Source organism: Solibacillus palustris (assembly GCF_022549215.1).
Classification (GTDB): domain Bacteria; phylum Bacillota; class Bacilli; order Bacillales_A; family Planococcaceae; genus Solibacillus; species Solibacillus daqui.
In genome coordinates this window covers 76,130-100,250 of the sequence record NZ_JAKZFC010000008.1, presented here as the reverse complement: position 1 = coordinate 100,250, position 24,121 = coordinate 76,130, and the positions used below count along the sequence as shown (strand labels likewise).

23 protein-coding genes and 1 pseudogene are annotated in these 24,121 nt (G+C 38.7%); 3 read left to right on the top strand and 21 right to left on the bottom strand.

What is annotated here, in order from left to right; all coding sequences use genetic code 11:
* Positions 1-58 precede the first annotated feature (58 nt).
* The 7 genes from radA to LZ480_RS16815 all read right to left on the bottom strand — a co-directional run bounded on the left by radA (position 59) and on the right by LZ480_RS16815 (position 7,222).
* Entirely contained in the window at positions 59-1,432 is a 1,374-nt protein-coding gene (gene radA / locus LZ480_RS16845) for a DNA repair protein RadA (protein ID WP_241370712.1), read from the bottom strand.
* A 421-nt stretch (positions 1,433-1,853) separates the two neighbouring features.
* Complete coding sequence (locus LZ480_RS16840; protein ID WP_241370711.1) at positions 1,854-4,295, bottom strand: ATP-dependent Clp protease ATP-binding subunit; 2,442 nt, start codon at positions 4,293-4,295, stop codon at positions 1,854-1,856.
* Positions 4,285-5,385 (bottom strand): protein arginine kinase, encoded by a 1,101-nt coding sequence (locus LZ480_RS16835; protein WP_241370710.1) that lies wholly within the window; start codon positions 5,383-5,385, stop codon positions 4,285-4,287. The genes LZ480_RS16840 and LZ480_RS16835 overlap by 11 nt, the downstream gene beginning before the upstream one ends.
* A complete protein-coding gene (locus LZ480_RS16830) occupies positions 5,382-5,918 on the bottom strand; it encodes a UvrB/UvrC motif-containing protein (protein WP_241370709.1) in 537 nt (178 codons plus the stop codon). Before LZ480_RS16830 ends, LZ480_RS16835 begins: the two co-directional genes overlap by 4 nt.
* 12 nt (positions 5,919-5,930) lie before the next feature.
* Positions 5,931-6,395 carry a CtsR family transcriptional regulator gene (locus tag LZ480_RS16825; RefSeq protein ID WP_241370708.1) on the bottom strand — a complete coding sequence of 155 codons (465 nt, stop codon included), beginning with the start codon at positions 6,393-6,395 and terminating at the stop codon, positions 5,931-5,933.
* A gap of 190 nt (positions 6,396-6,585) precedes the next feature.
* The gene (locus LZ480_RS16820; protein ID WP_241370707.1) at positions 6,586-6,891 is read right to left on the bottom strand and encodes a DUF4870 domain-containing protein; all 306 of its coding nucleotides are present in this window, start codon (positions 6,889-6,891) and stop codon (positions 6,586-6,588) included.
* 118 nt (positions 6,892-7,009) lie between these two features.
* Positions 7,010-7,222: an acyltransferase gene (locus tag LZ480_RS16815; protein WP_241370706.1), complete on the bottom strand. Its 213-nt coding sequence runs from the start codon at positions 7,220-7,222 to the stop codon at positions 7,010-7,012.
* A 388-nt stretch (positions 7,223-7,610) separates the two neighbouring features.
* Here LZ480_RS16815 and LZ480_RS20160 point away from each other — a divergent pair.
* Both LZ480_RS20160 and LZ480_RS20155 read left to right on the top strand, forming a co-directional pair.
* Positions 7,611-8,171, top strand: a pseudogene (locus LZ480_RS20160) (protoglobin domain-containing protein); the annotation flags it as partial.
* Positions 8,172-8,213: 42 nt separating this feature from the next.
* On the top strand, positions 8,214-8,936 hold the full coding sequence (locus LZ480_RS20155) for a methyl-accepting chemotaxis protein (protein WP_456299983.1): 723 nt from the start codon (positions 8,214-8,216) through the stop codon (positions 8,934-8,936).
* Between the two features lie 166 nt (positions 8,937-9,102).
* On the opposite strand, the gene LZ480_RS16805 is transcribed toward LZ480_RS20155, so the two are convergent.
* The 5 genes from LZ480_RS16805 to adh all read right to left on the bottom strand — a co-directional run bounded on the left by LZ480_RS16805 (position 9,103) and on the right by adh (position 14,063).
* Positions 9,103-9,591, bottom strand: a complete 489-nt coding sequence (locus tag LZ480_RS16805; protein ID WP_241370704.1) for an acyl-CoA thioesterase — start codon at positions 9,589-9,591, stop codon at positions 9,103-9,105.
* A gap of 67 nt (positions 9,592-9,658) precedes the next feature.
* Positions 9,659-11,086 carry an aldehyde dehydrogenase family protein gene (locus tag LZ480_RS16800; protein WP_241370703.1) on the bottom strand — a complete coding sequence of 476 codons (1,428 nt, stop codon included), beginning with the start codon at positions 11,084-11,086 and terminating at the stop codon, positions 9,659-9,661.
* A 14-nt stretch (positions 11,087-11,100) separates the two neighbouring features.
* Positions 11,101-12,075: a DUF4003 family protein gene (locus tag LZ480_RS16795; protein ID WP_241370702.1), complete on the bottom strand. Its 975-nt coding sequence runs from the start codon at positions 12,073-12,075 to the stop codon at positions 11,101-11,103.
* An 84-nt stretch (positions 12,076-12,159) separates the two neighbouring features.
* Positions 12,160-12,516, bottom strand: a complete 357-nt coding sequence (locus tag LZ480_RS16790; protein WP_241370701.1) for a DUF779 domain-containing protein — start codon at positions 12,514-12,516, stop codon at positions 12,160-12,162.
* A gap of 20 nt (positions 12,517-12,536) precedes the next feature.
* Complete coding sequence (gene adh, locus LZ480_RS16785; protein WP_241370781.1) at positions 12,537-14,063, bottom strand: aldehyde dehydrogenase; 1,527 nt, start codon at positions 14,061-14,063, stop codon at positions 12,537-12,539.
* A 318-nt stretch (positions 14,064-14,381) separates the two neighbouring features.
* On the opposite strand from adh, the gene rluF reads away from it, so the two are divergent.
* Positions 14,382-15,086 carry a 23S rRNA pseudouridine(2604) synthase RluF gene (rluF, locus tag LZ480_RS16780; RefSeq protein ID WP_241370700.1) on the top strand — a complete coding sequence of 235 codons (705 nt, stop codon included), beginning with the start codon at positions 14,382-14,384 and terminating at the stop codon, positions 15,084-15,086.
* 506 nt (positions 15,087-15,592) lie between these two features.
* On the opposite strand, the gene LZ480_RS16775 is transcribed toward rluF, so the two are convergent.
* The 9 genes from LZ480_RS16775 to LZ480_RS16735 all read right to left on the bottom strand — a co-directional run bounded on the left by LZ480_RS16775 (position 15,593) and on the right by LZ480_RS16735 (position 23,864).
* The gene (locus LZ480_RS16775; protein WP_241370699.1) at positions 15,593-16,084 is read right to left on the bottom strand and encodes a cupin domain-containing protein; all 492 of its coding nucleotides are present in this window, start codon (positions 16,082-16,084) and stop codon (positions 15,593-15,595) included.
* 63 nt (positions 16,085-16,147) lie between these two features.
* Positions 16,148-16,855, bottom strand: a complete 708-nt coding sequence (locus LZ480_RS16770) for an ABC transporter ATP-binding protein (protein WP_241370698.1) — start codon at positions 16,853-16,855, stop codon at positions 16,148-16,150.
* A 1-nt stretch (position 16,856) separates the two neighbouring features.
* A complete protein-coding gene (locus tag LZ480_RS16765; protein ID WP_241370697.1) occupies positions 16,857-17,633 on the bottom strand; it encodes an ABC transporter ATP-binding protein in 777 nt (258 codons plus the stop codon).
* The gene (locus LZ480_RS16760) at positions 17,630-18,568 is read right to left on the bottom strand and encodes a branched-chain amino acid ABC transporter permease (RefSeq protein WP_241370696.1); all 939 of its coding nucleotides are present in this window, start codon (positions 18,566-18,568) and stop codon (positions 17,630-17,632) included. Before LZ480_RS16760 ends, LZ480_RS16765 begins: the two co-directional genes overlap by 4 nt.
* 9 nt (positions 18,569-18,577) lie before the next feature.
* Entirely contained in the window at positions 18,578-19,453 is an 876-nt protein-coding gene (locus LZ480_RS16755) for a branched-chain amino acid ABC transporter permease (RefSeq protein WP_241370695.1), read from the bottom strand.
* 82 nt (positions 19,454-19,535) lie between these two features.
* On the bottom strand, positions 19,536-20,750 hold the full coding sequence (locus tag LZ480_RS16750) for an ABC transporter substrate-binding protein (RefSeq protein ID WP_241370694.1): 1,215 nt from the start codon (positions 20,748-20,750) through the stop codon (positions 19,536-19,538).
* Between the two features lie 259 nt (positions 20,751-21,009).
* The gene (locus tag LZ480_RS16745) at positions 21,010-21,612 is read right to left on the bottom strand and encodes a class I SAM-dependent methyltransferase (protein WP_241370693.1); all 603 of its coding nucleotides are present in this window, start codon (positions 21,610-21,612) and stop codon (positions 21,010-21,012) included.
* A gap of 145 nt (positions 21,613-21,757) precedes the next feature.
* Entirely contained in the window at positions 21,758-22,228 is a 471-nt protein-coding gene (locus LZ480_RS16740; RefSeq protein WP_241370692.1) for a methylated-DNA--[protein]-cysteine S-methyltransferase, read from the bottom strand.
* A 154-nt stretch (positions 22,229-22,382) separates the two neighbouring features.
* Complete coding sequence (locus tag LZ480_RS16735; RefSeq protein WP_241370691.1) at positions 22,383-23,864, bottom strand: malate:quinone oxidoreductase; 1,482 nt, start codon at positions 23,862-23,864, stop codon at positions 22,383-22,385.
* Positions 23,865-24,121: the final 257 nt, after the last annotated feature.

Here is a 24,121-nt window from a genome sequence, read left to right as displayed (position 1 = left end):
TCAGGTATATATCGAAAGGAAGTTCGCTCAAAAAGTGAACTTCCTTTTTTATAGAACGTTATAGATCCCTAAAAGATGCACGTAATGCGTCACTAATTGTTTCGACACCTACTACTTGAATACCTTCCGGAAAGTCCCATCCACCAATATTTGATGCTGGAATGACCGCACGACGGAACCCTAATTTCGTAGCTTCTTGCACACGCTGTTCAATACGAGAGACTCGGCGTACCTCACCCGTTAATCCAACCTCACCAATAAAGCAGTCAGTTGGATTTACTGCTTGATCTTTGAAGCTTGAAACAATGCTCGTTAAAACCGCTAAATCAATTGCTGGTTCGTCTAGCTTTACACCGCCTGCTACTTTAATATACGCATCTTGTGCCTGAAGCATCATGCCCATGCGTTTTTCAAGTACGGCCATCAGTAACTGCACACGGTTTTGATCGACACCAGTCGCCATGCGCTTTGGATAATTAAAGCTCGTTGGCGTAACGAGCGACTGAATTTCAACTAAAATTGGGCGCGTACCTTCCATTGAGGCTACTATCGTCGAACCTGGAGCACCTTGTGAACGCTCTTGTAAAAACAACTCGGACGGATTTAATACTTCCTTCAACCCACCTTGTAGCATTTCAAAAATCGCAATTTCATTTGTCGAACCAAATCGGTTTTTTTGACTGCGTAAAATACGATGATTATGATGACGTTCACCTTCAAAGTAAAGCACTGTATCTACCATATGCTCTAAAATACGTGGACCCGCAATTTGTCCTTCTTTCGTTACGTGACCAACTAAGAAAATCGCAATATTTTTCGTTTTCGCGATTCGCATTAGCTCTGCCGTACATTCTCGTACTTGCGACACACTTCCTGGTGCACTTGTAACTTCTGGATGATGCACTGTTTGAATCGAATCGACAATCACAAATTTCGGTTGAACTTCTTCAATTGTTTGATTTAAAAATTCTAAGTTCGTTTCTGAATAAATATAGAGCTCCGGGGATTTGACACCTAAACGTTCTGCTCGTAGCTTCGTTTGACGTACCGATTCCTCACCAGAAATATATAATACGCGCATGCCTTGGTTTGATAATAATGCCGATACCTGAAGGAGTAACGTTGACTTACCGATACCCGGATCACCACCGATTAATACGAGTGAGCCAGGCACAATTCCGCCACCAAGTACACGGTTAAATTCATCCATTTGTGTGACGATGCGTGTTTCTTCCTGTGCTTCAACTTGAATTATTGGCGTCGCCTTTGTTGTAGTCGATGAATGTTGGAATGCTCCGCGTGGCCCTTTGGAAATGACTTCGATTTCTTCATTCATCGTGTTCCACTCACCACAGCCCGGACAACGCCCCATCCATTTTGCTGCCTCATAGCCACAGCTACTACACATAAATTTCGATTTCTTTTTTGCCATATATCTTTAACCCCTTCGAATGTTTGTTCTTATTTTCTATTGTACACGATTGCATAGCCGTTCACCTAGCTAATCGTTGAAACTGTCTTTTTAACTTGCTTCAGCAAATTATTTTTGTACCATATGCAAAGCGACAGGTACAGAAGTTCTCCATTTCTATAAGTGGGGGATAAATGCCAAGAATGTTCATTATGCAGAGAGTTTTCAAACCCAAACTTAATAGATGAACTTAGGCTAAGAGCACCTCGTCGTGCGGCAAAGTCTAAGTGACCAACGTCGTGTTGGCCCAATGTCCTTGGCGGATGTCACAGATTTTTAGAGGAATTTTTCGAGCAAACTCGAAAAAAATCTCGACACAATTACACCGAAGCGTAATTGATCAAAAAAAAACGAGGTGAGCTTGCTGCTCACCTCGCTTGAATTAGTTTGCTACTTTTACTGCTGTTGTTACGACAAACTCATCATTTGTGTAATCTAATACGACTGTTTGCGATTTGTCTAACGTGCCCTTTAACAGCTCTTCAGATAGACGGTCTTCCACATTTTTTTGTAATGCACGACGTAATGGACGCGCACCATATTGTGGATCATAGCCTTCCTCTGCAATTTTTTCTAACGCTGAGTCTGTAAACTTTAATTGGATATCTTGCTCTTTTAAGCGTTTCGTCAATGAATTTGCCATTAATGAGACGATTTCTTTTAAGTGCTCTTTTTCTAATGAGTGGAACACAATCATTTCATCAATACGGTTTAAGAACTCTGGACGGAATGCTTTTTTCAATTCTTCTAGCATTGTTCCTTTCGCATTTTTGTTTTTCGAAGCAACATCTTCTGCCCCAAAACCTACATGCTTACGGAATTTCAATGCCTCTGCACCGACGTTTGATGTCATAATCACAACCGTATTACGGAAATCGACAACGCGCCCTTTTGAGTCTGTTAAGCGACCATCTTCTAACACTTGTAATAAAATGTTGAACACATCTGGATGCGCTTTTTCAATTTCATCTAATAACACAACTGAATATGGCTTACGGCGAACTTTTTCTGTTAACTGACCACCATCTTCGAAGCCTACATAGCCTGGAGGTGAACCAACTAAACGAGAAGTAGAATGTTTCTCCATGTATTCAGACATATCAACGCGAATCATTGCATCCTCATCGCCAAACATTACTTCAGCTAATGCACGTGCTAGCTCCGTTTTCCCTACACCTGTTGGACCTAAGAAGATGAATGATCCGATTGGACGTTTTGGATCTTTGAGCCCAGCACGCGCACGACGAATCGCACGAGAAATCGCTTCAACCGCTTCACTTTGACCAACTACACGCTTGTGTAATTCTTCTTCAAGATTTAATAGTTTTGCAGATTCTTCTTGTGCAATTTTCGAAACTGGAATTCCTGTCCACATTGCTACAACTTGTGCAATATCATCCACGCAAACTGTTGATTCTTCTTTGCCTTGTTTTTCTTTCCATTCTTTTTTCAGCTGTTCTAATTCTTGTTTTGCTTTTTGCTCTGAATCGCGGAGCGCCGCTGCTTTTTCAAACTCTTGACTTGATACAGCTGCATTCTTTTCAGATTTAATACCTTCTAATTTATTCTCAAGTTCTTTTAAGTTTGGTGGCACTGTGTACGAACGTAAACGTACTTTAGAGCCAGCCTCATCGATTAAATCGATTGCTTTATCAGGTAAGAAACGGTCTGAAATGTAACGGTCTGATAATTTTGCCGCTGCTTCTACTGCTTCATCTGATATTTTCACGCGGTGATGTGCTTCATAACGATCACGTAAACCTTTAATAATTAGAATGGTTTCTTCGACTGACGGCTCATCTACTTGAATCGGTTGGAAACGACGCTCTAATGCAGCATCTTTTTCGATGTATTTACGGTATTCATCTAACGTTGTCGCACCGATACATTGTAATTCTCCGCGAGCTAGTGACGGTTTTAAAATGTTTGATGCATCAATTGCACCTTCTGCACCACCAGCACCGATTAATGTGTGAAGCTCGTCGATGAATAAAATGATATTGCCTGCTTGGCGAATTTCATCCATCACTTTTTTCAGACGGTCTTCGAATTCACCACGATATTTCGTACCCGCAACAACTGTCCCCATATCTAATGTCATTACGCGTTTATCACGTAAAATTTCTGGTACTTCATTATTGATGATTTGTTGTGCTAAACCTTCTGCGATTGCTGTTTTACCAACGCCTGGTTCCCCGATTAATACTGGATTGTTTTTTGTGCGTCGTGATAATACTTCCACAACACGTGTAATTTCTTTTGAACGGCCGATAACTGGGTCAAGTGAACCTTCACGTGCTACTGCCGTTAAGTCGCGCGCTAAGCTATCTAATGTTGGTGTATTCACTGCCTGTGTTGACACTGAACCACCGTTACTATTCGTGTCGTTATTACCGAGTAATAATAACACTTGCTGACGCGCTTTATTAATACTCACACCTGTATTGGCTAATACACGTGCTGCTACCCCTTCACCTTCTCGAATTAATGCCAGTAAAATATGCTCTGTTCCAACATAAGCATGACCTAGTTTGCGCGACTCATCTAATGATAATTCGATTACTTTTTTCGCACGCGGTGTATAGTGTACAATCGGCCCCACTTCTTCTGTACCTTTACCCACGAGCTCTTCAATACCTGATTCAATCATTTGTGGGCTAATATTAATCGCTTCTAACGCCTTAGCTGCTATGCCGCCACCTTCTCGAATTAGCCCAAGTAAAATATGCTCTGTTCCAATTTCTTTATGCTTTAGGCGAATGGCCTCTTCTTGTGCAAGTTGTAACACTTTTTGAGCACGCTGTGTGAATCGATTAAACATCATAAGAATCCTCTCCTTTTTCCCCATTATTACTTGTTTGTTCATTCAATTTTTCTTGTAATAGCTTTGCGCGGTACATATCACGTTCAGTTGACTGAAGTGTCGCTCCGGCATACTGCTGAATAAGCCCTGGTTGCATAATTAACATACATTCATTTAACTTGCGCTGTGAGATTGGTTCAAGTAATCCTAAACTTACTCCAAGACGCACATTCGATAAACAACTTGCCGCTTCCTCGCTCGTTAAAATTTTGGCATATTTTAGCGTACCTAGCGAACGACTTAAACGGTCTTCTAAAACAGCAGGTGCACGCAACAGTAAATTTTTGCGGGCTAATTGCTCTTTTTGAATAATTTGCTCGACAACTTTTTCAAGTTCCTGCAAAATAACTTCTTCGGATTTCCCTAAAGTGATTTGGTTAGATATTTGGTAAACATTACCCAAATTATCACTACCTTCCCCATATATACCCCTTACGACCATTCCTAATCTTGTCATCATTTGAATTAATGCATTCATCTGTTTGGTCATTGTTAACACAGGTAAATGGAGCATTACCGAAGCACGTAAACCGGTTCCAACATTCGTAGGACAGCTTGTTAAATAGCCATAACGATCTTCATAAGCGTAAGCAATAGACTTACTTAAGTAGCGGTCTACTTTTTTGGCTTCTGCATATGCTTGCTGCAAATTCATCCCCTGTGCCAAACTTTGAATACGAATATGGTCTTCTTCATTTACTAATATGCTAATCGACTCGTCTTCTGTTAAAAAAAACGCCCCAATTTTTTGACGACGCGCTAAATTCGGGCTGATTAAATGCTTTTCAACTAATATTTGGCGCTGTAAATGCGGCATATCTTTCACTTTAAAATACGAAAATCGGTTTGGATTCTCACGATTTATCGCTAATAATGCATTCATTAACTGGTGTTCTATTTGTTCGGCATCTTGTTCTGTAAAGCTAATTGGAAATCGAACGTTCGCAATATTTCGAGCAAGTCGAATGCGCGTACTAATGACGATATCTGAATCGCTTTCGTATTGCATCCAACTTGGATTGGCATTCGTTAAAAAATGCTCAATGTTCATGCATGTTCCTCTCCTTGCTCGACTTTACTTTCGAGTGCTCGAATGTCATCACGTAATTTTGCAGCATCTTCAAAACGTTCTTCTGTAATAGCTTGCTGTTGCAATGTGCGAAGTTCACTTATTTGCTGATTGATTTTTTCTTTTAAGTGCGTTTCTTCAACATAGCCTACATGCTTCGTACCTGCTTGGATTTTTTCTAGTAATTGTGGTAGCTGTTCACTGAATGTTTTGTAACAATCACCACAACCGAATTTTACTTGCTTTAAAAACTGACGATACGTATTGCCACACGTTGGGCACGCTTTTGTTTTTGCCGTGCTCCCCGCTACATTTTCTTTTTTTAAGATTGGCACAAAATTAAACCAGTTCGTCATGAGCTGCTGTAATGATGCGGGCTCTTCTTTCATTTCAAATTGAAACGGATGATACTGTGCAGCACACACGTCGCAATAATGTCGCTCCATCTGTTGACCGTTTTGTATTTGTGTCACCGTTACATTGGCATGGCGTTGTTTGCAATGTTCACATATCATGATAAAACACCTCTATTTTTCAAAAGAAATCGTTTGTAGCATCGCGTGCAATAAGCGGGCTCGCACTTCATCACGGATTGGTAAACCTAGTCGTAATGTTGTACGATCTAGTGCAGCTCTCATAATACTTGCCTCTCGTTCACTTACAATATCTTCGTCTAATAAACGATAAAGTATGCGTTCCGCGTTTGCTTGTGCAATCGTTTCACCAATTTGCTCTTCCATTTCGTCTAATAAGTTTTTCTTTGAGTGGATCGTTACACGCAAAATCCGAATATAGCCCCCACCACCACGCTTACTTTCTACAAAATAACCGTGCTCTGTCGTAAAACGTGTATTAATGACGTAATTGATTTGTGAAGGTGCACAAGCAAACTGCTTCGCTAATTCATTACGCTTTATTTCAATATGTCCTTTTCCATCTAATTCAATAACTTCCTTCAAATACCCTTCAATTATGTCAGATATATTCCTCATGCTGTCCTCACCTCTCAACAACTGACTTTGACTATCTTTGACTTAAATATACAATAGCTGTTTTTTGAATTCAAATAATCACTCTCAAAATACTTTTCCCTAATCACTTCAAATAAATCCCCAAAAATGTAAAAAAGCTGCGGGGAACTTTTTCCCCACAGCCTTTTAATCCATACCCCGCTGAATCAAATTAAATCCAGCGACCTACAATTGGATAATTCCAATTTTTGTCTGATAAAGCTTTGACAATGCCAATGATTGGAGCAATCCAAAAGATTGCTATAAATATTAAGAAGAATGGTAATCCAATTAACACGAACGATAACACGCCCGCAATGGCAATTAAAACACCAAATACTACTTGGAATAATAACGCTTGCATTGCTATACGTTTTACTTCATCTTCAGAACTTATTAGGAAAAATAGAATCGGCACTATAAACGGCGCGAAAAACGCACTCGCATGGATAATAATCTTTGACCATTTAGACTCCATTTACAATCAACCTCACTTTGTTTTGTTATCTTATTTACGCTTGACGGTTGTAAAAGTTTCACAAACTAAAAAAAATCTTAGGTTGCCATACCTAAGATTATTAAAAACTATGTACGTGTTAATATGGCCCTCGATCATTTGGATTATCGCCCTCTTGCGGGAATAAAAAATACGCAATAACCGCTGTTAAAATTGTTGCACCAATAACGATGAATATCCGATCACGACTTGCTACTTCTTGGAATTTATTTGCTAACATAATGTAAGAAGCAATAGCAACCCCTAAAGAAATCGGCAACACAAACTTCAAACGCCCTTTATGAAACTTCATTTTTACAACGTCCTTTTCTAATAATTTTACTTGCTTTGGCAAATTCTTTTTGTACCATAAGAAAAGCAACAGGTACAAAAGTCCCCTACTTCTATATGAGGGGCGAGAATGTAAAGTATTTCCTTCAATTCAGTGATAGACTAATTCTCGACTGAATTAAATTATTGCTCCGTGGATGTCACAGATCTTTAGAGGAATTATTCGAGCAAACCCGAAAATAATCTGGACTCAATTACACCGAGACGTAATTGATAGCACCTTTATCTATTATTTATAATACATCGTACAAAATAGAAATACAAATTTAGTCAAATATAGAATTTATACTAAAATATTACTGATAACTCATTCAAAAAATAGTAAAATATGAATATGTAAAAAATACGAAATGAGGAATACTATGGTAAGTTGGTTTTCGAAATCATCGAAAGTTTCAAATCAGTCTTTTTTTGATAGCGCGAAATATTCTCATGAAATACATTTAGACGTTTCAAATTATCCTGACTTAAATAAGCAACTACAATTATTGAATTTAACAACCGAAGACTTAGCTATTATTAAGCAGTTAGAGCCCTATGCACCAGAGATCATTCCAGTTATGGTAGAACAATTTTATGCAGCTGTAACACTCAGTCCAGAATTAGTGAATATTATTAAACATACAACACAAATTGAGCGTCTAAAAATTACGCTCCACCGACATTTAGAAGGTATTTTTAAATGTAAAATTGATTCTAATTACATAATGGAACGCCAAACTATCGCCCAAGTCCATGTACGTATTGGCTTGAAGTCAAAATGGTATATTGCTTCATTCCAATCATTGATGAGTACGTTTATTTTATTTATCGAAAAAATTGATATGTCCTCACATGATATGGCAAAAGCAGTTAATGCCTTTTCTAAAATGATTAACTTTGAGCAACAACTCGTAATCGAAGCATATGAAATTGAAGAACAGCGCATTCGTACAGAGGCAGAAAATATTAAGATGCGTTTAATCGACCGTATTCAAACAACTGCTCAGGAACTCAATCTTATTAGTGATGAAACAAATAGCTCGCTACAGGAAATCGTCAATCAATCCGAGGAAATTGCGACGAATACAAAAGAAGGACTACACTTAGTTGCCGAAACGGAAGAAAAATCAATGACAGGCACAACGTATTTAGTCAATCAAACGGCCATTATGACAACCATTTTAGACCGCGTTGATACACTCGAAACGTCGATGGTTATGCTACGTCAGTCTTCTCAGAAAATTGCTGATATTGTTGGACTCGTAACAGGCATTGCCGACCAAACAAACTTATTAGCGTTAAATGCCTCGATTGAAGCTGCGCGTGCCGGCGAACACGGTAAAGGCTTTGCTGTCGTAGCCGATGAAGTTCGAAAACTAGCAGAAGAAACGAAAAACGCCGTACAAAACGTGTCGCATTTAATTAAAGAAACGGAAGTTAATATTTCACAAATGTCAGATTCTGTTTCAAGCGTAGACGAGCAAGTAAAAATGAGCGTCGATACACAAAAAAGTTTGGCCGATTCGTTCACATCGATTACAGAAGCTGTATCAGGTATTAAAACACAATACGAAAATACAAACGAAGACATTCACTCCATTACATCCGTTATTACAGGTCTTACGCATACGACAAACCTAGTTTCAACATCGTCCGATTCGCTGTTACACATCGTACATGAATTACATGACTAATACCAAAAGGGGGTGTCCGAGAAGTGATTCTGGGACACCCCCTTTGCGCCGAGGATGGTGGAAATCTTATTTCGACCACCGCAGAAGCACCGCCTGCAGCGGATAATTAATACACGAACGAAGCACTGCGCGAAAAGTATTTACTTTTCGCACAGTCCCTTTCATTTTATCCGCGACGTTTTTTTGATAACGCACGTTTTTGCTTACGATGCTCTTGGCGAATTGGCCCAGTCTCAAATAAATGACGCTCAAAATCATTTTCCGGTTCAACACCTGGCACTTCTTTTGGAGATCCCTCTTCATCAATTGCGACCATCGTTACGAATGACTCGGTTGTTAGCTTTTTCGCCCCCGTTTTAACGTTACGCGATACTACACGGACATACACTTCCATCGATGTACGCCCTGTACCTGTTACCATTGCTTCAAGTTCAATCACATCACCAGCATAAGCAGATGAGACAAAATCTACAGAGTCAAAAGAAGCTGTTACTACTTCCCCCTGTGAATGCTTCATTGCTGCGATAGCGGCTACTTCATCGATATATGCTAAAACCCTACCACCGAAAATCGAATGATGGTGGTTCGTATCAGGAGGTAAAACTAATCGCGTTTGATTTGCCTTAGAATAACTCATTGGATAGGTCTTTTTCATAATGCTCCACCTTTCTTGTCTACTCTCCATGTTACTATTTTTAGTCAATGGTGTACTAGTACGAAGATTAAATATTTCGCTTCATAGCAATCAATTTTAAGTCAGTCATTTCTTCCACTGCATATTTAATACCTTCTTTACCATAACCACTCATTTTCACACCGCCATACGGCATATTATCTGTTCGGAATGTTGGAATATCATTAATAATAACCGCGCCTGCTTGCAGTTCATCTGCTGCTTTTAATGCATCCATTAAATTATTTGTATAAATTCCCGCATTTAGTGCGAGTTCGGTATCATTCACAAATGCAATTGCTTCATCGAGTGTGTCGTAAGGAACAATGGATACAACCGGTGCAAATGTTTCTTCACAAACAATTTTCATAGTTGGCTTTACGTTTACCATGACAGTCGGCGTACATGTGCGTTCTGTAAATTCAGCACCTGTTGCGACTTGTGCCCCTTGTATCTTTGCTTCTTCAATCCAGTTTTTTATACGGGCTACCTCATTTGGGTGAATCATCGCACTGATATCAATGTTTGCGTCAAACGGGTCACCAACAACTAATTTCTCCGTTTCTTCTACAAACTTTTTTGTAAACTCTTCATAGATTGCGCTGTGTACATAAATGCGTTGAAGAGAAATACATACTTGTCCCGCAAAGCCAAATGCTCCACCAACACAACGTTTCATCATTTTATCGAGTTCTGTTGACGGCTCGACAATGACGCCCGCATTCGAACCGAGCTCTAATGTGATTTTACGTAACCCTACTTTTTCTTTTATTTTTAACCCTACCGCACCACTACCTGTAAACGTCACTTTTTTAACCAGTGGGTGCGTTACTAATGTATCGCTTAACTCAGCCCCACTGCCTGTGACAATTTGTAGTGCACCATCAGGTAAGCCGGCTTCCTTAAAAATTTCCGCCATAACAAGCCCGCTTATTGGTGTTTGTGATGCTGGTTTTAATACTACCGTATTGCCGACCGCAAATGCTGGACCTAATTTATGCGCAACTAAATTAAATGGAAAGTTAAATGGCGTAATTGCTGAAACAACGCCTAATGGTACACGCTTTGTATAACCAATATAATCTGCCGCGCCTGGAGCTGCATCCATTGGCACAGTTTCACCTATTAAATTTTTTGCGGCCTCTGCGGCAAATTGATAGGTCGCAATGGTACGATCCAATTCACCCAGCCCCGCTGATAATGGCTTTGCCGCTTCATTTGCTAAGATTTGCGCCAGCTCTGGTTTTCGCTCACGCATAATGGCTACTACTCTATATAAAATTTCTGCACGCTCATAAGCAGGCATCTTTTGAAACGTCTGAAATGCTTGATGTGCTCCTTCAATCGCACGTTCTACATCTGAAATCGTCGCTTTTGCTACCTGTGCAATAACCTCTCCTGTGTAAGGTGCCGTAAGTTCCGTCGTTTCCGCTGTTTGTTCCCACACACCATTAATCCATAGTTTCGTTTGTTGCATCGTGTTCACTCCTTTTAAATGAATAAATCAAAAATATTAAATGCTATCGTAAAGCCTGCATCATGTAAAAAATCACTCATATTTAATGCCTGTAAAAACAATAAGCTGTCATTGAATTGTTGAAGCTGATCGTTTTCAATCAATTGCTGTAGCACAAACTGTGTTGCCGTCATCAAAGCGAGCGAGGGCTCTAACGCAAACATGCTCAGCTGCTTCAGTTCATTATTCAGCATCACAACATCACTAAGCACATCCTCATTCGCGCGTGTCAGTGCAAGCATCGCAATAAATGGATAAAAATTACGTCGCACCTTTATGTTTTCCCTTTTTAAATGTGCTCGAATCGCAACAACATAATCTATTAACAATGGCTCAAACTGTACATCATACATCGTTAATAACTGTGTCATCGCTTGTAGTGCATCACCGCGCTTAAAGTCTTGTTGTATAAGCGCATCATAATAACGACGCATCGTCTGACCTTGTAACTTAGCATCTGCTTGCTCTCTCGTTAATAAAACCGCATACGGAATATCATCTTTACCAGTCAAAAATTGATGCTGCCTTTTCATCTCACTATGTAACTGCTTGGCACGCTTAGCATGTGCTTCATCGATTAAAAACAGCGCGGCAATGGATTGATAGGTGCTGCTTGCAAAACCCGCTGCTTCAAGATAACGCTCATTTTGCGCTATACGCTGAATTTCTTGCTCGGTTTGATCATGTAAAATCAGATGCACCGCTACTTTATAGCTTAGAACCGATTTTGTCGATACATTAGAAAAGAATTCGATTAGCGATTGTTTTACAGCTTTTCGTTGCAAGTTTTTCATTTGTGCTTCATATTGCATACCATGAAACGTTTCACGTGAAAATGAATATTGCACGGCTAGCGGCACTTTAATGGCAGGTGTCATGTCTGCATTAAAAAATAGTGACATTCTTTCATAGTTTTGCTGAAGGCTTGTTATAAAATGATTCTTGTCCATAGCTTCACACTCCTACGATTCATTATACGCCTAATTTTTTGCCATGAAAAAAGACTATGCAAAATCGCATAGCCTTTTCGTAATTTACGATGATAGTTGCTCTAGCTCTTCTTTAGAAAATGCCCGAGATCTAGATAAAAAACGCTTCCCTTCCACACCTTCAAGCGAAAACATCCCGCCCCGTCCATCCACAACATCAATAATAATTTGTGTATGTTTCCAATAATCATATTGATTTTTGTGCATATAAAATGGGCTGCCACCAAGATGGCCTAATAAAATATCTTGTTTCCCAACAATTAAATCCCCATCAGGATAACACATCGGTGACGAGCCATCACAACAGCCACCTGATTGATGAAACATAATGGGACCATGACGAACTTTTAACTTGTCGATTAGCTGCAATGCTTCTTCGGTTGCGATAACACGTTCAACCAAATTTCCGCACCTCCTCTTTCTTAGAAGAAGCCTAAGCGGTTTTCATCATAACTTACTAATAAGTTTTTCGTTTGTTGATAATGACTAAGCATCATCTTATGATTCTCACGTCCAACACCAGACATTTTGTAGCCACCAAACGCTGCGTGTGCTGGGTAGGCATGGTAGCAGTTTGTCCAAACACGACCCGCTTCAATACCACGTCCGAAGCGATACGCTGTATTCATATCGCGCGTCCAAACACCAGCGCCTAAGCCGTATAATGTATCGTTCGCAATTTCAAGCGCTTCTTCTTTTGTTTTAAATGTTGTAACAGCTACTACTGGACCAAAAATTTCTTCTTGGAAAATACGCATTTTGTTATGTCCTTTGAATACTGTTGGCTTAATGTAATAACCTTCTGCGAACTCGCCGCCAAGATCATTTTTCTCACCACCACTTAAGCATTCTGCGCCTTCTTCTTTCCCAATTTGTAAATAAGATTGAATTTTTTCCATTTGCTCAGAAGAAGCTTGTGCACCCATCATTGTATTTGGATCAAGTGGGTTTCCTAGTTGAATCGCTTCTACACGCTTTAATACACGCTCCATAAATTTATCATAAATTGATTCTTGAATAAGCGCACGAGATGGGCATGTACATACTTCCCCCTGATTAAGGGCAAATAATACAAAGCCTTCTACTGCCTTATCTAAAAATGCATCATCTGCATCCATTATATCTTCAAAGAATATATTAGGTGATTTCCCACCAAGCTCTAATGTTACAGGAATTAAATTTTGTGATGCGTATTGCATAATTAAGCGACCTGTTGTCGTTTCACCAGTAAAGGCAATTTTACCGATACGTGGGCTCGATGCTAACGGCTTTCCTGCTTCTAAGCCAAAACCATTTACAATATTTAATACTCCAGGAGGTAATAAATCTTCAATTAACTCAGCTAATACTAAAATTGATGCTGGTGTTTGCTCAGCCGGTTTAAGAACAACACAGTTTCCAGCAGCAAGTGCAGGTGCTAGTTTCCATACCGCCATTAACAATGGGAAATTCCAAGGAATAATTTGCCCTACTACTCCAATTGGTTCATGGAAATGATAAGCAACTGTATTTTCATCTACTTGGCTAAGAGAACCTTCTTGTGCTCTTAATGCACCAGCAAAATAACGGAAGTGATCAATCGCAAGTGGCAGATCGGCATTTAATGTTTCACGCACAGCTTTACCATTGTCCCAAGTTTCTGCAACAGCTAACATTTCTAAGTTCTGTTCGATACGATCTGCAATTTTTAACAAAATATTACTTCGCTCTGTTACCGACGTTGTTCCCCATGCATCTTTAGCCGCATGAGCCGCATCTAAAGCTAATTCAATATCTGCTTCTGTAGAACGGGCAATTTGTGTAAATACTTTACCTGTTACAGGTGTAACGTTGTCAAAGTATTCACCATTTGCTGGTGCAACCCATTCGCCACCAATAAAATTGTCATAACGTTCCTTAAAATGTACAAGTGCACCATCCGTATTTGGATTTGCATAAACTCCTGTCATTACATTAACCTCTGCCATTGAAAATTCTCCCCTTTTCTTAAATAATGGTGATCATACCTATTAAATTTTGTTTAAGCTTACATTCATGCCGAAAATGATCTGTAATAAAATAGGTATCTTCTATTCTTATATTGTCAGAAAAGTAATTAAATTTCAAATATTAAACTACAATTTACAGAATTTTAAAATTGTTTACAAGCACTCTTAAAGAAATCTAGACACAATTACGCCAAAACATAACGGATATAGCCCATAACAATTAACCTTCGAGATGAATTATTGTATACTGAAGATATTCTATTAGTAGGTGAAAAAATTATGCGTATCAATAAATTTTTAGCAGAAACAGGCATCATCTCTCGTCGTGGTGCAGATAAATGGGTAGAAGAAGGTCGAGTAACGATTAACGGTGAACTTGCAACAAATGGTAGCCAAGTAGAAACTGGCGATCATGTTTGTGTAGATGGTAAACCAGTACAACGTGAAGATCAGCTAGTATACATCGTGCTCAACAAACCAGTAGGCATTACAAGTACAACCGAAAAACATATCGAAGGAAATGTCGTGGATTTTGTCAATCATCCGCTACGTATTTTCCATATTGGGCGTTTGGACAAAGATTCAGAAGGGTTATTGTTATTAACAAATGATGGAGACATCGTAAACGAAATTTTACGTGCTGAAAACCATCATGAAAAAGAATATGTCGTACAAGTTGACAAGCCGATTACCGACAAGTTTTTACAAGAGATGCGTGCGGGGGTAGAAATTTTAGATACAAAAACATTGCCTTGCCGTGTTGAAAAAATATCCTCACAAGTATTTAAAATCATTTTAGAACAAGGTCTGAACCGTCAAATTCGTCGTATGTGTTCGGCACTTGGCTATTCCGTAAAACGTCTACAGCGCATTCGCATTATGAATATCCATATCGGCAACTTAAAGGTCGGCCAATGGCGTGATTTAACAGACAAAGAACGGAACGAACTTTTTACACTACTCAACTACACACCCAAGCAATAAGTGATGCCCTCTAAAAGTAGCTCACTTATTGGACAGACCATGCTTACAATACAGCCAATTGTAGACCTAACACAAGACTTCAGTAAGTGGTGACTATTGGGATTTAGATGATATTATTAAAGCCACTCATAAAATTGTAGGCAAGTAAAAGCATTATTTTCATTATGAAATAGAGCTAGCATTAAAATATCCGAATGATGATGTTATTATTTGGTGATCATATGAACAAAAGCGCTAAAGCGCCTGTTCAGCCCCGAGTGGACAAAACGCCACGTCCATGTGGCATGCCCCCAATGACTCACATCGTGTGAGCCTCAGGCATTGGAGGACCCGACGCAAAAGTAAACGCTCCACCACTTTTGCAGGAGGGATCGAAATGGTCGAGGGGCTGGCGCTTTAGCCTAGACGGAAGATGAGTTTTTGTAAAAGTTATCTACAATTCGATAATTTATAGTTTCCTTATCAATGATAAAAGCGAGCCAAATTTTTAAGTTCGGCTTGCTTTTTTAAAGTTGTTCAAATGCCATTTTTTTAATTATCACTTCATGCTTCGGATAGATTTCCAGTAACTGCTGCTGTGTAAACAGCTCAAAATCTTCAAAATCAAAGCCTGGTGCCACCATACAGCCTACTAAGCCAAATGTATTTTCCTCCTCAACCGAAGAACCAAAGATTGTCCCCTTCTCGACTAAAATTTGTGGTTGCTCACCGTTCTCAATATTTAATCCTAATTTCTTTGCCTCATACGTACCGTCCTCATAAATCATATGGATAGTTAAAGCACTACCACCGTGGTAATACCATACTTCATCCGATTGAAGCCGATGCAAATGTGAAATGTCCTGCGAGCGTAGTAAAAAGTAAATGCTTGAATAAAGTGGACGCTCTCCATGCGCTAAGCTTAGCTTTTCATCATCACGCATCGTTGAACGGTAAAAGCCGCCTTCTGGATGTGGTTCTAGCTGTAGTGTCTCAATCAATTGTTCAATCGTTTGCATAGAAATCGCCCCATTCAAAAAAAGTTTCCTATAAGCATAAGCTTACAGGAAACATCATTAAAATTATAGTCCCCCTAGGTAGGCCGCTTTTACTTCTTCACTTTCCTGCAACTCTTTTGCTGTACCGGAAAGCACGATTTTACCCGTTTCTAAAACATACGCGCGGTTTGCTACGGAAAGCGCCATATTGGCATTTTGCTCTACTAGTAAAACGGTTACGCCTTCTTTATTAACCATTTCAATAATATTGAATATATTTTTTACCATCAGCGGTGCAAGACCCATTGATGGCTCATCCAAAATAATTAGCTTTGGTTTTGCCATTAATGCGCGGCCCATTGCTAGCATTTGCTGCTCACCGCCAGATAATGTACCCGATAGCTGCTTGCGACGCTCTAGTAATCGTGGGAACAGTTCATAAACATGATCTAAATCCTTTTTAATACCGTCCTTATCTTTACGTAAGTACGCACCAAGCTCTAGATTTTCTTCTACGCTCATATTTGAAAATACGCGACGCCCTTCTGGTACATGCGAAATCCCTGCTTTTACAATCGATTGTGCAGCCTTACCATCAATCGCGGTGCCTAAATATTCAATCGAACCACGCTTTGGCTTTAGTAAACCCGAAATCGTCTTAAGAAGCGTACTTTTTCCAGCACCGTTCGCTCCGATTAGTGTAACAATTTCACCTTCATTTACTTCGAGGGAGAGCCCTTTTAAGGCTTGAATATTGCCATAGTATACATCGATGTCATTAATTTTTAGCATATTATTCTGTAACCTCCTCACCTAAGTATGCTTCAATAACTTTTGGATTTGAACGAATTTCCCCAGGCGTTCCTTCCGCAATTAATTGCCCATGGTCTAACACGTAAATACGCTCACAAATTCCCATGACTAAGTGCATATCATGCTCAATTAAAAGAATCGTTAAATCAAATTCCTTACGAATAAATGCGATTAACTCCATAAGCTCATGTGTTTCCTGCGGGTTCATACCAGCAGCTGGCTCATCTAGTAATAGCAACTTTGGCTTTGCAGCAAGTGCACGCGCAATTTCTAAACGACGTTGCATTCCGTATGGTAAGTTTTTCGCTAACTCATCACGGTAGACATCTAAACCAAAAATTTTTAAGAATGCTAGCGACTCTTCTTCCATTTTCACTTCACCTTTAAAGTGACTCGGCAAACGGAAAATGCTCGAAATTAAATTGTGCTTTGCTAAGCCATGATTCGCTACCTTTACGTTGTCTAACACGGATAGTTCTTTAAATAGACGGATATTTTGGAATGTACGGCTAATCCCTTGGCGCGTTACTTTATAAGGATCTAGCCCGCCAATTGATTTACCGTCAAATGTAATTGTTCCTTCCGTTGGAGCATAAACACCTGTTAACATATTGAATGTTGTTGTTTTACCAGCACCATTTGGCCCAATTAGTCCGATTAACTCACCGCTGTTCATGTGGAGATCTACATTTTGCACAGCCTTTAATCCGCCAAATTGAATGCCTAATTTATCTACTTTAAGAAGTGTACTACTCATACACGAGTACCTCCTTTTTTACCGAACTTGAAGAATTCTGTAATCTCTTTCGTGCCAAGTAATCCCGTTGGACGATACAACATCACTAAAATTAACACTAAAGAATAAATAATCATACGCGTTTCTGGGAAACCTTGTAAGTATGTTGAAACAATTGTTAATAAAATTGCGGCAATGACTGAACCCGAAAGACTTCCTAAACCACCTAATACTACGAAAATCAAAATATCAAATGACTTTAAGAAACCAAATGCAGTTGGCTGAATTAAATAATAGTTATGCGCATAAATGGCACCAGCAACCCCTGCAAAGAACGAACCAATCGCAAATGCGACTACTTTGTAATACGTTGTGTTAATACCCATTGCATCGGCTGCGATTTCGTCTTCACGAATCGAAATACATGCGCGGCCATGGCGTGAATTCGTAAAGTTCGCAATGACTAATATTGTAATAAATGTCCCAAAAAATGCATATGTCCATGTCGATTGATGTGTTACCGATATACCAGCCGCACCTCCAACATAATCCACGTTTAAAAACACAATACGAATAATTTCTGCAAATCCTAATGTCGCAATTGCTAAATAGTCCCCCTTTAAACGCAGTGTCGGAATTCCAACTAAAAGCCCCGCAAGTGCCGCAACAACTGCACCAATTAAAATAGCCGTAACAAACGGTAACCCTAACTTCATTGTACAAATGGCGGAAATGTATGCACCTACCGCTAAGAAACCAGCATGGCCAATCGAAAACTGCCCAGTAATTCCGATAATAACGTGTAAACTTACCGCAAGCATAATGTTAATACACATCGTGATTAACATGTTTTGATAGTAGAACGCAACGAACCCGTTGTTGATTAATAATTGAACAACAACATAAATGACAAGTGCTAGAACGGCATAACCCCAAAAGATTTTTGATTTTTTCATGCTGCTCACCTACACTTTCTCGCGTGTATTTTTCCCGAAAATACCCGCTGGACGAATAATTAAAATTAAAATTAAGATTACAAATGCAGCTGCATCGCGCCATAGCGAATAACCAAGCGCTGAAACGATTGTTTCTACGACGCCTAATAATAACCCACCAACCATCGCACCTGGAATAATACCAATACCACCTAATACGGCTGCGATGAACGCTTTAATCCCCGGAAGCATACCCATTAATGGATCGATACGTGTGTAGTAAATACCAAAAATAACGCCTGCTGCACCAGCTAACGCTGAACCAATTGCAAATGTTGCAGAAATCGTATTGTCTACATTAATCCCCATTAATTTTGCCGCGTCCGCATCATGAGATACCGCACGCATCGCTTTCCCGATTTTTGTTTTATGCACGATGAATTGCAAGACAATCATTAAGAAAATGGATATTGATAAAATAAAAATCGATAATGTACTAATTTGTACGCCGAAAATTTCAAAATTCGTTTTTGTAAATACATTTGGATAGGCCTCTGGTGATGCGCCACGGAAGAAAATCACCGTATACTCAATTAGTAATGACACCCCGATTGCTGTAATCAGTGCCGCGATACGTGTAGCATTTCGAAGTCGCTTATAGGCAATACGCTCAATAATAACCCCAATAACTGCACAGAGAATCATTGCTAAAACAAGTGCTAAAAATACATTCATTTCCCAACGCGCAATGGCATAAAAGCCAATGAATGCACCAAGCATGAATACGTCACCATGGGCAAAGTTGATTAACTTAATAATCCCGTATACCATCGTGTACCCTAATGCAATTAACGCGTAGATACTGCCTAGCGAAATCCCGTTCACGAGCTGTTGAATCCATTCCATACATTTCACTCCTTTTTTTTAATATTGAAGTTCGACCATATTAAAAAGGGAGGCTAGTTCCGCCCCCCTTACTTGTAAATAATTAAGGATTTACTTTAGAGTTGAACTGTTGCTTACCGTCTACAAATTCTAGAACTGTTGCTGATTTTACTGGGTTGTGGTTTTCGTCAACTGTGAATGTACCTGTAACAAGGCCTAAATCTTTTGTTGCAGCTAATTGTTTTTGAATTGCTTCACCTGTAATATCACCATCAACACGTTTGATTGCATCTACAATAAAGTAAATTGAATCATAGCCTAAAGCGTGGAAGGCATTTGGTGCTTGACCATACTCATCTTTAAACGCTGTAACGAAATCTTGAATTTTTGCATCTGGATCTTCAGATGAATAGTGGTTTGTAATGAATGTGTTGTTTAACGCATCGCCACCCGCTAATTCCACTAATTTTGGTGAATCCCAACCGTCAGCACCCATTAATGGAGCTGTAATACCTGCTTCACGTGCTTGCTTAACGATGATACCTACCTCTTCGTAATAGCCGGGAATAAAGATGAAATCAGGATTTTTCCCTTTAATGTTTGTTAATTGTGATTTGAAATCTACATCTTTTGCCACATAAGCTTCTTCAGCAACAACTGTACCGCCATTTGCTTCAATAGTTTCTTTGAATGATGCCGCTAAACCTTTTGCATAATCAGAAGCGTTATCCGCAAAGATTGCAACATTTTTCGCTTGTAGCTCATTTGTTGCGAAGTTTGCTGCAACAGTTCCTTGGAATGGATCGATGAAGCATGTACGGAATGCATAATCATTTACAGTTCCATCGTCATTTACTGTAACGTTTGGTGCTGTTCCAGAACCCGTTACCATAGGAACTTTATGTTGATTTGCAATTTGCACTGTTGCCACTGAGTTACCAGAAGTTGCTGGAGCAATCATCGCAACTACTTTTTCTTGCTCTGCTAAACGGATCGCTGCAGAAGTTGCTTCAGCTGTTTCTGATTTATTGTCAACTGGAACATACTCGATTTTTTTACCATCAATGCCGCCAGCAGCGTTAATCTCTTCAACTGCTAATTTAGCACCGTCGTTAATAGATGATCCATAAGATGCTACAGCGCCTGATAATTCTAAGTTCGCACCGATTTTAATGACATCACCTGATGCTGAATTACCACTACCACTTGATGAAGTTGAACTAGAGTCATCTGTACCACATCCCGCTAAAGCCCCCGTTAACATTGCTGTTGCAATAAATAAAGAACCATATTTTTTCATTTTGTTGTGCTTTGTCATCATTGCATCCCCCTACTAACGCTTAATTGTTTGATATTTCTGATAATTATAATCAATTTAACTCATTTCCACAATCTATTTTTATAATTTTCTGAATAAAAAGTTTCATTGAAAAAAATTGTAGCAATCCAACTTCTGTATTGTAATAGAAACATAATATTTAGTCTAGTGTGATTTTTCAGTAAATTATGTAAATTTATATTTCACTGAATATAAAATCAAATACTGATTAATATTATGTGGGAATTTTACCCAATATTTATGGTTGCAGACGGAAAATTACAATGCGTTCATTTTCATTTTTTTCATTGCGCAATTTTATATTCAAGTAATAATCTAGCCCTAAATCTTGGTGCAAATAGTGCAAGTAATCGGGAGATGGATAATACAAAATAATGTCGATTGTGCGGGTGTATTGCTCATAGGATTTTAAAATATTGCTCATGAACTCACGAAACACGTGAATCGAAAAGGGGTTGAAGAAGAAAAAGACTTGATCTTTTACCTTAATTTGATAAGTTTCTGCTACCATGTTAAAAAATTGTAGCGATGAACGCTTCTTCCCTGCCTTTTTCAAATATTGCGCTGCATTATGTTCAGCTTCTACAAAAAATTTTGGATCCATTTCAATACCGATGGCTGGAATATCAAAACGGTGATGTACATAAATAGGGACCCGTCCTTTGCCACAGCCAATATCTAAAAAATTGGCTCCCTGCGGTAACGCATATACTTCAAACAATTGCTCTAACCCGCTATACGGTGTCGGTTCATAGCGATGATATTTTGCTAATTTCGGAAATCCATATTGGAATCCTGTTGTTTCGATATTTAAAAATTTATCAAATTGTTGTTCATTCATTAAAAAACTCCTCACAAAAAACAGCCCTGTAAACAAGGGTTTACAGAACAGTTCTCAATTTACTATATTATTTAAGGCAAAAATTTGGCTCTTACATCATTATTTTGAAAATAATCCATTTTCCTTCTTGTGAAGTTTTTATGGTTTAAAAATCCTTTTTCTCATGCTCAAGTAGCCACTCTTTTCGCCAAATACCACCTGCATACCCTGTCAGTTTACCACTTGCTCCTATAACACGATGGCACGGTACGATAATACTAATTAAATTTTTACTATTGGTCATCCCTACTGCTCGCACTGCTTTTTCATTACCAATTTGTTGAGCAATCTCTTTATAAGAAGCCGTTTTTCCAAAGGGTACGGTCGTCAAAGCCTGCCAAACACTGTTTTGGAATTCTGTTCCCTCAAAATGGTATGCAACCGTAAAATCCTTTCGTTTGCCATTGAAATATTCATCTAACTCCCGATAACAAGTATTTATAATTTCAGGCATTTGTTCCACTTGTTTATGTTCTACAAGCTCTCGTTCTGGAAATAAAATCGAAGTTATATATTTTTCTGTACCTGTTATCTCTATAATTCCAATAGGTGAATCATAATCTAATTTATATAGCATAAAAAACCCTCCTACTATGAACTGTATTGCCTTCTACTATAGGTTCATTTATTCCAATCAATTACGCTGAGACATAATTTGTGCTTTGACACCCACTGAAAAAAGGTTAAAAAAGAACCTTTAATCTCTGAATAAATTAAAGGTTCTTTAATCATTATTTATTTAAGCCTAACGCTTCAGAAGTTGTTGCTTTTACTTCTTGTAGAAGTGCTGTGTTTTCAACTAAGTTTTGACCGTAAGCTGGAATCATTTCTTTAAATTTTGCTTCCCAAGTTTTCATTTCTTGTGGGAAACATTGTTTGATTACTTTTAACATAACCGATACAGCTGTAGAAGCACCTGGAGATGCACCAAGTAATGCTGCGATTGACCCGTCTTGAGAGTTAATTACTTCTGTACCGAATTGTAATGTACCTTTACCAGCGTCTGTGTCTTTTATTACTTGTACACGTTGACCTGCTACAATAATCTCCCAATCTTCGCTCTTCGCTGTTGGTACGAATTGGCGCAATTCTTCAATACGTTTTTCTTTAGATGCTACAACTTCTTTTACTAAATAAGTTGTTAAGTCCATGTTTTTCGCACCACAAGCAAGTAATGTTACTAAGTTGTGTGGTTTGATAGATGCGAATAAATCCATGTATGAACCTGTTTTTAAGAACTTCGGAGAGAAGCCTGCGAATGGTCCGAATAATAATGATTTTTTGCCATCAATGTAACGTGTATCTAGATGAGGTACTGACATTGGTGGAGCACCAACTGCCGCTTTACCATATACTTTTGCATGGTGTTGGTTAATTACTTCTTCATTGTTACAAACTAAGAATACACCTGAAATTGGGAAACCACCGATGTGTTTCGACTCAGGGATACCTGATTTTTGTAGTAACTCAAGGCTACCACCACCAGCACCTAAGAATACAAACTTTGCAGTGTGGTATTCAACTTTACCGCTATTTTTATCATGAACTTTAACTTCCCATAAGCCATCTTTTGTACGCTTAACATCAAGAACGCTGTGGTTATAGTTAACGCCTACGTCTTGTTTTTGTAAGTTGGCAATTAATGTACGAGTTAACGCACCGAAGTTTACGTCTGTACCAGAATCAATTTTTGTAGCTGCGATTGGCTCGTTTGATTTACGGTCATTCATAATTAACGGAATCCATTGTTTAAGTGTTTCTGGATCGTCAGAGTATTCCATACCTTCGAACAATGGGTTTGCTGTCATTGCTGCATGTCGCTTCTTAAGATACTCTACATTGTTTGCACCTTGTACCATACTCATATGTGGTAGAGGCATAATGAAATCTTCAGGGTTTTCGATTTGACCTGTTTTTACAAGGTGAGACCAGAACTGTAAAGAATCTTGGAATTGCGTATTTACATTAATTGCTTTAGTAATATCGATTGTTCCATCTTTTTTCTCACTTGTGTAGTTTAATTCACATAAAGCAGCATGCCCTGTTCCAGCATTGTTTAATTCGTGAGAACTTTCCTCACCTGCTTTTGCTAACTGTTCGAACACTGTAATTTTCCACTCTGGTGCTAACTCTTTAAGCATTGTACCTAAAGTAGCACTCATAATTCCGGCACCAATTAAGATAACGTCTGATTTGATATGCTTGTTACTCATTTTTACCTTCCCTTATATATATATTAAGATTTTTAGAATTTTGAAAGCGCTACCGTAAATTATCGACAACATAATATTGGCAGAGACCTACTTATTCTATATCAATTATTACCTTATTGTAGTGTAACACAATTGCTAAAAGATTAAAATATATACAGAATGCTTAGCTGTAAGGTATTGAAAAGCACATCATTTACGAGAAATCTACCAACAATTGTGAGCATTTTTTGTCTTGTAAGAGTTCAATTGTTTTTATT

What these genes read in the sequence shown, in the direction of transcription:
- radA (WP_241370712.1), bottom strand. Translation starts at nt 1,432, where the DNA reads ATGGCAAAAAAGAAATCGAAATTTATGTGTAGTAGCTGTGGCTATGAG.
- LZ480_RS16840 (WP_241370711.1), bottom strand. Translation starts at nt 4,295, where the DNA reads ATGATGTTTAATCGATTCACACAGCGTGCTCAAAAAGTGTTACAACTT.
- LZ480_RS16835 (WP_241370710.1), bottom strand. Translation starts at nt 5,385, where the DNA reads ATGAACATTGAGCATTTTTTAACGAATGCCAATCCAAGTTGGATGCAA.
- LZ480_RS16830 (WP_241370709.1), bottom strand. Translation starts at nt 5,918, where the DNA reads ATGATATGTGAACATTGCAAACAACGCCATGCCAATGTAACGGTGACA.
- LZ480_RS16825 (WP_241370708.1), bottom strand. Translation starts at nt 6,395, where the DNA reads ATGAGGAATATATCTGACATAATTGAAGGGTATTTGAAGGAAGTTATT.
- LZ480_RS16820 (WP_241370707.1), bottom strand. Translation starts at nt 6,891, where the DNA reads ATGGAGTCTAAATGGTCAAAGATTATTATCCATGCGAGTGCGTTTTTC.
- LZ480_RS16815 (WP_241370706.1), bottom strand. Translation starts at nt 7,222, where the DNA reads ATGAAGTTTCATAAAGGGCGTTTGAAGTTTGTGTTGCCGATTTCTTTA.
- LZ480_RS20155 (WP_456299983.1), top strand. Translation starts at nt 8,214, where the DNA reads ATGCGTTTAATCGACCGTATTCAAACAACTGCTCAGGAACTCAATCTT.
- LZ480_RS16805 (WP_241370704.1), bottom strand. Translation starts at nt 9,591, where the DNA reads ATGAAAAAGACCTATCCAATGAGTTATTCTAAGGCAAATCAAACGCGA.
- LZ480_RS16800 (WP_241370703.1), bottom strand. Translation starts at nt 11,086, where the DNA reads ATGCAACAAACGAAACTATGGATTAATGGTGTGTGGGAACAAACAGCG.
- LZ480_RS16795 (WP_241370702.1), bottom strand. Translation starts at nt 12,075, where the DNA reads ATGGACAAGAATCATTTTATAACAAGCCTTCAGCAAAACTATGAAAGA.
- adh (WP_241370781.1), bottom strand. Translation starts at nt 14,063, where the DNA reads ATGACAGGAGTTTATGCAAATCCAAATACGGATGGTGCACTTGTACAT.
- rluF (WP_241370700.1), top strand. Translation starts at nt 14,382, where the DNA reads ATGCGTATCAATAAATTTTTAGCAGAAACAGGCATCATCTCTCGTCGT.
- LZ480_RS16775 (WP_241370699.1), bottom strand. Translation starts at nt 16,084, where the DNA reads ATGCAAACGATTGAACAATTGATTGAGACACTACAGCTAGAACCACAT.
- LZ480_RS16770 (WP_241370698.1), bottom strand. Translation starts at nt 16,855, where the DNA reads ATGCTAAAAATTAATGACATCGATGTATACTATGGCAATATTCAAGCC.
- LZ480_RS16765 (WP_241370697.1), bottom strand. Translation starts at nt 17,633, where the DNA reads ATGAGTAGTACACTTCTTAAAGTAGATAAATTAGGCATTCAATTTGGC.
- LZ480_RS16760 (WP_241370696.1), bottom strand. Translation starts at nt 18,568, where the DNA reads ATGAAAAAATCAAAAATCTTTTGGGGTTATGCCGTTCTAGCACTTGTC.
- LZ480_RS16755 (WP_241370695.1), bottom strand. Translation starts at nt 19,453, where the DNA reads ATGGAATGGATTCAACAGCTCGTGAACGGGATTTCGCTAGGCAGTATC.
- LZ480_RS16750 (WP_241370694.1), bottom strand. Translation starts at nt 20,750, where the DNA reads ATGACAAAGCACAACAAAATGAAAAAATATGGTTCTTTATTTATTGCA.
- LZ480_RS16745 (WP_241370693.1), bottom strand. Translation starts at nt 21,612, where the DNA reads ATGAATGAACAACAATTTGATAAATTTTTAAATATCGAAACAACAGGA.
- LZ480_RS16740 (WP_241370692.1), bottom strand. Translation starts at nt 22,228, where the DNA reads ATGCTATATAAATTAGATTATGATTCACCTATTGGAATTATAGAGATA.
- LZ480_RS16735 (WP_241370691.1), bottom strand. Translation starts at nt 23,864, where the DNA reads ATGAGTAACAAGCATATCAAATCAGACGTTATCTTAATTGGTGCCGGA.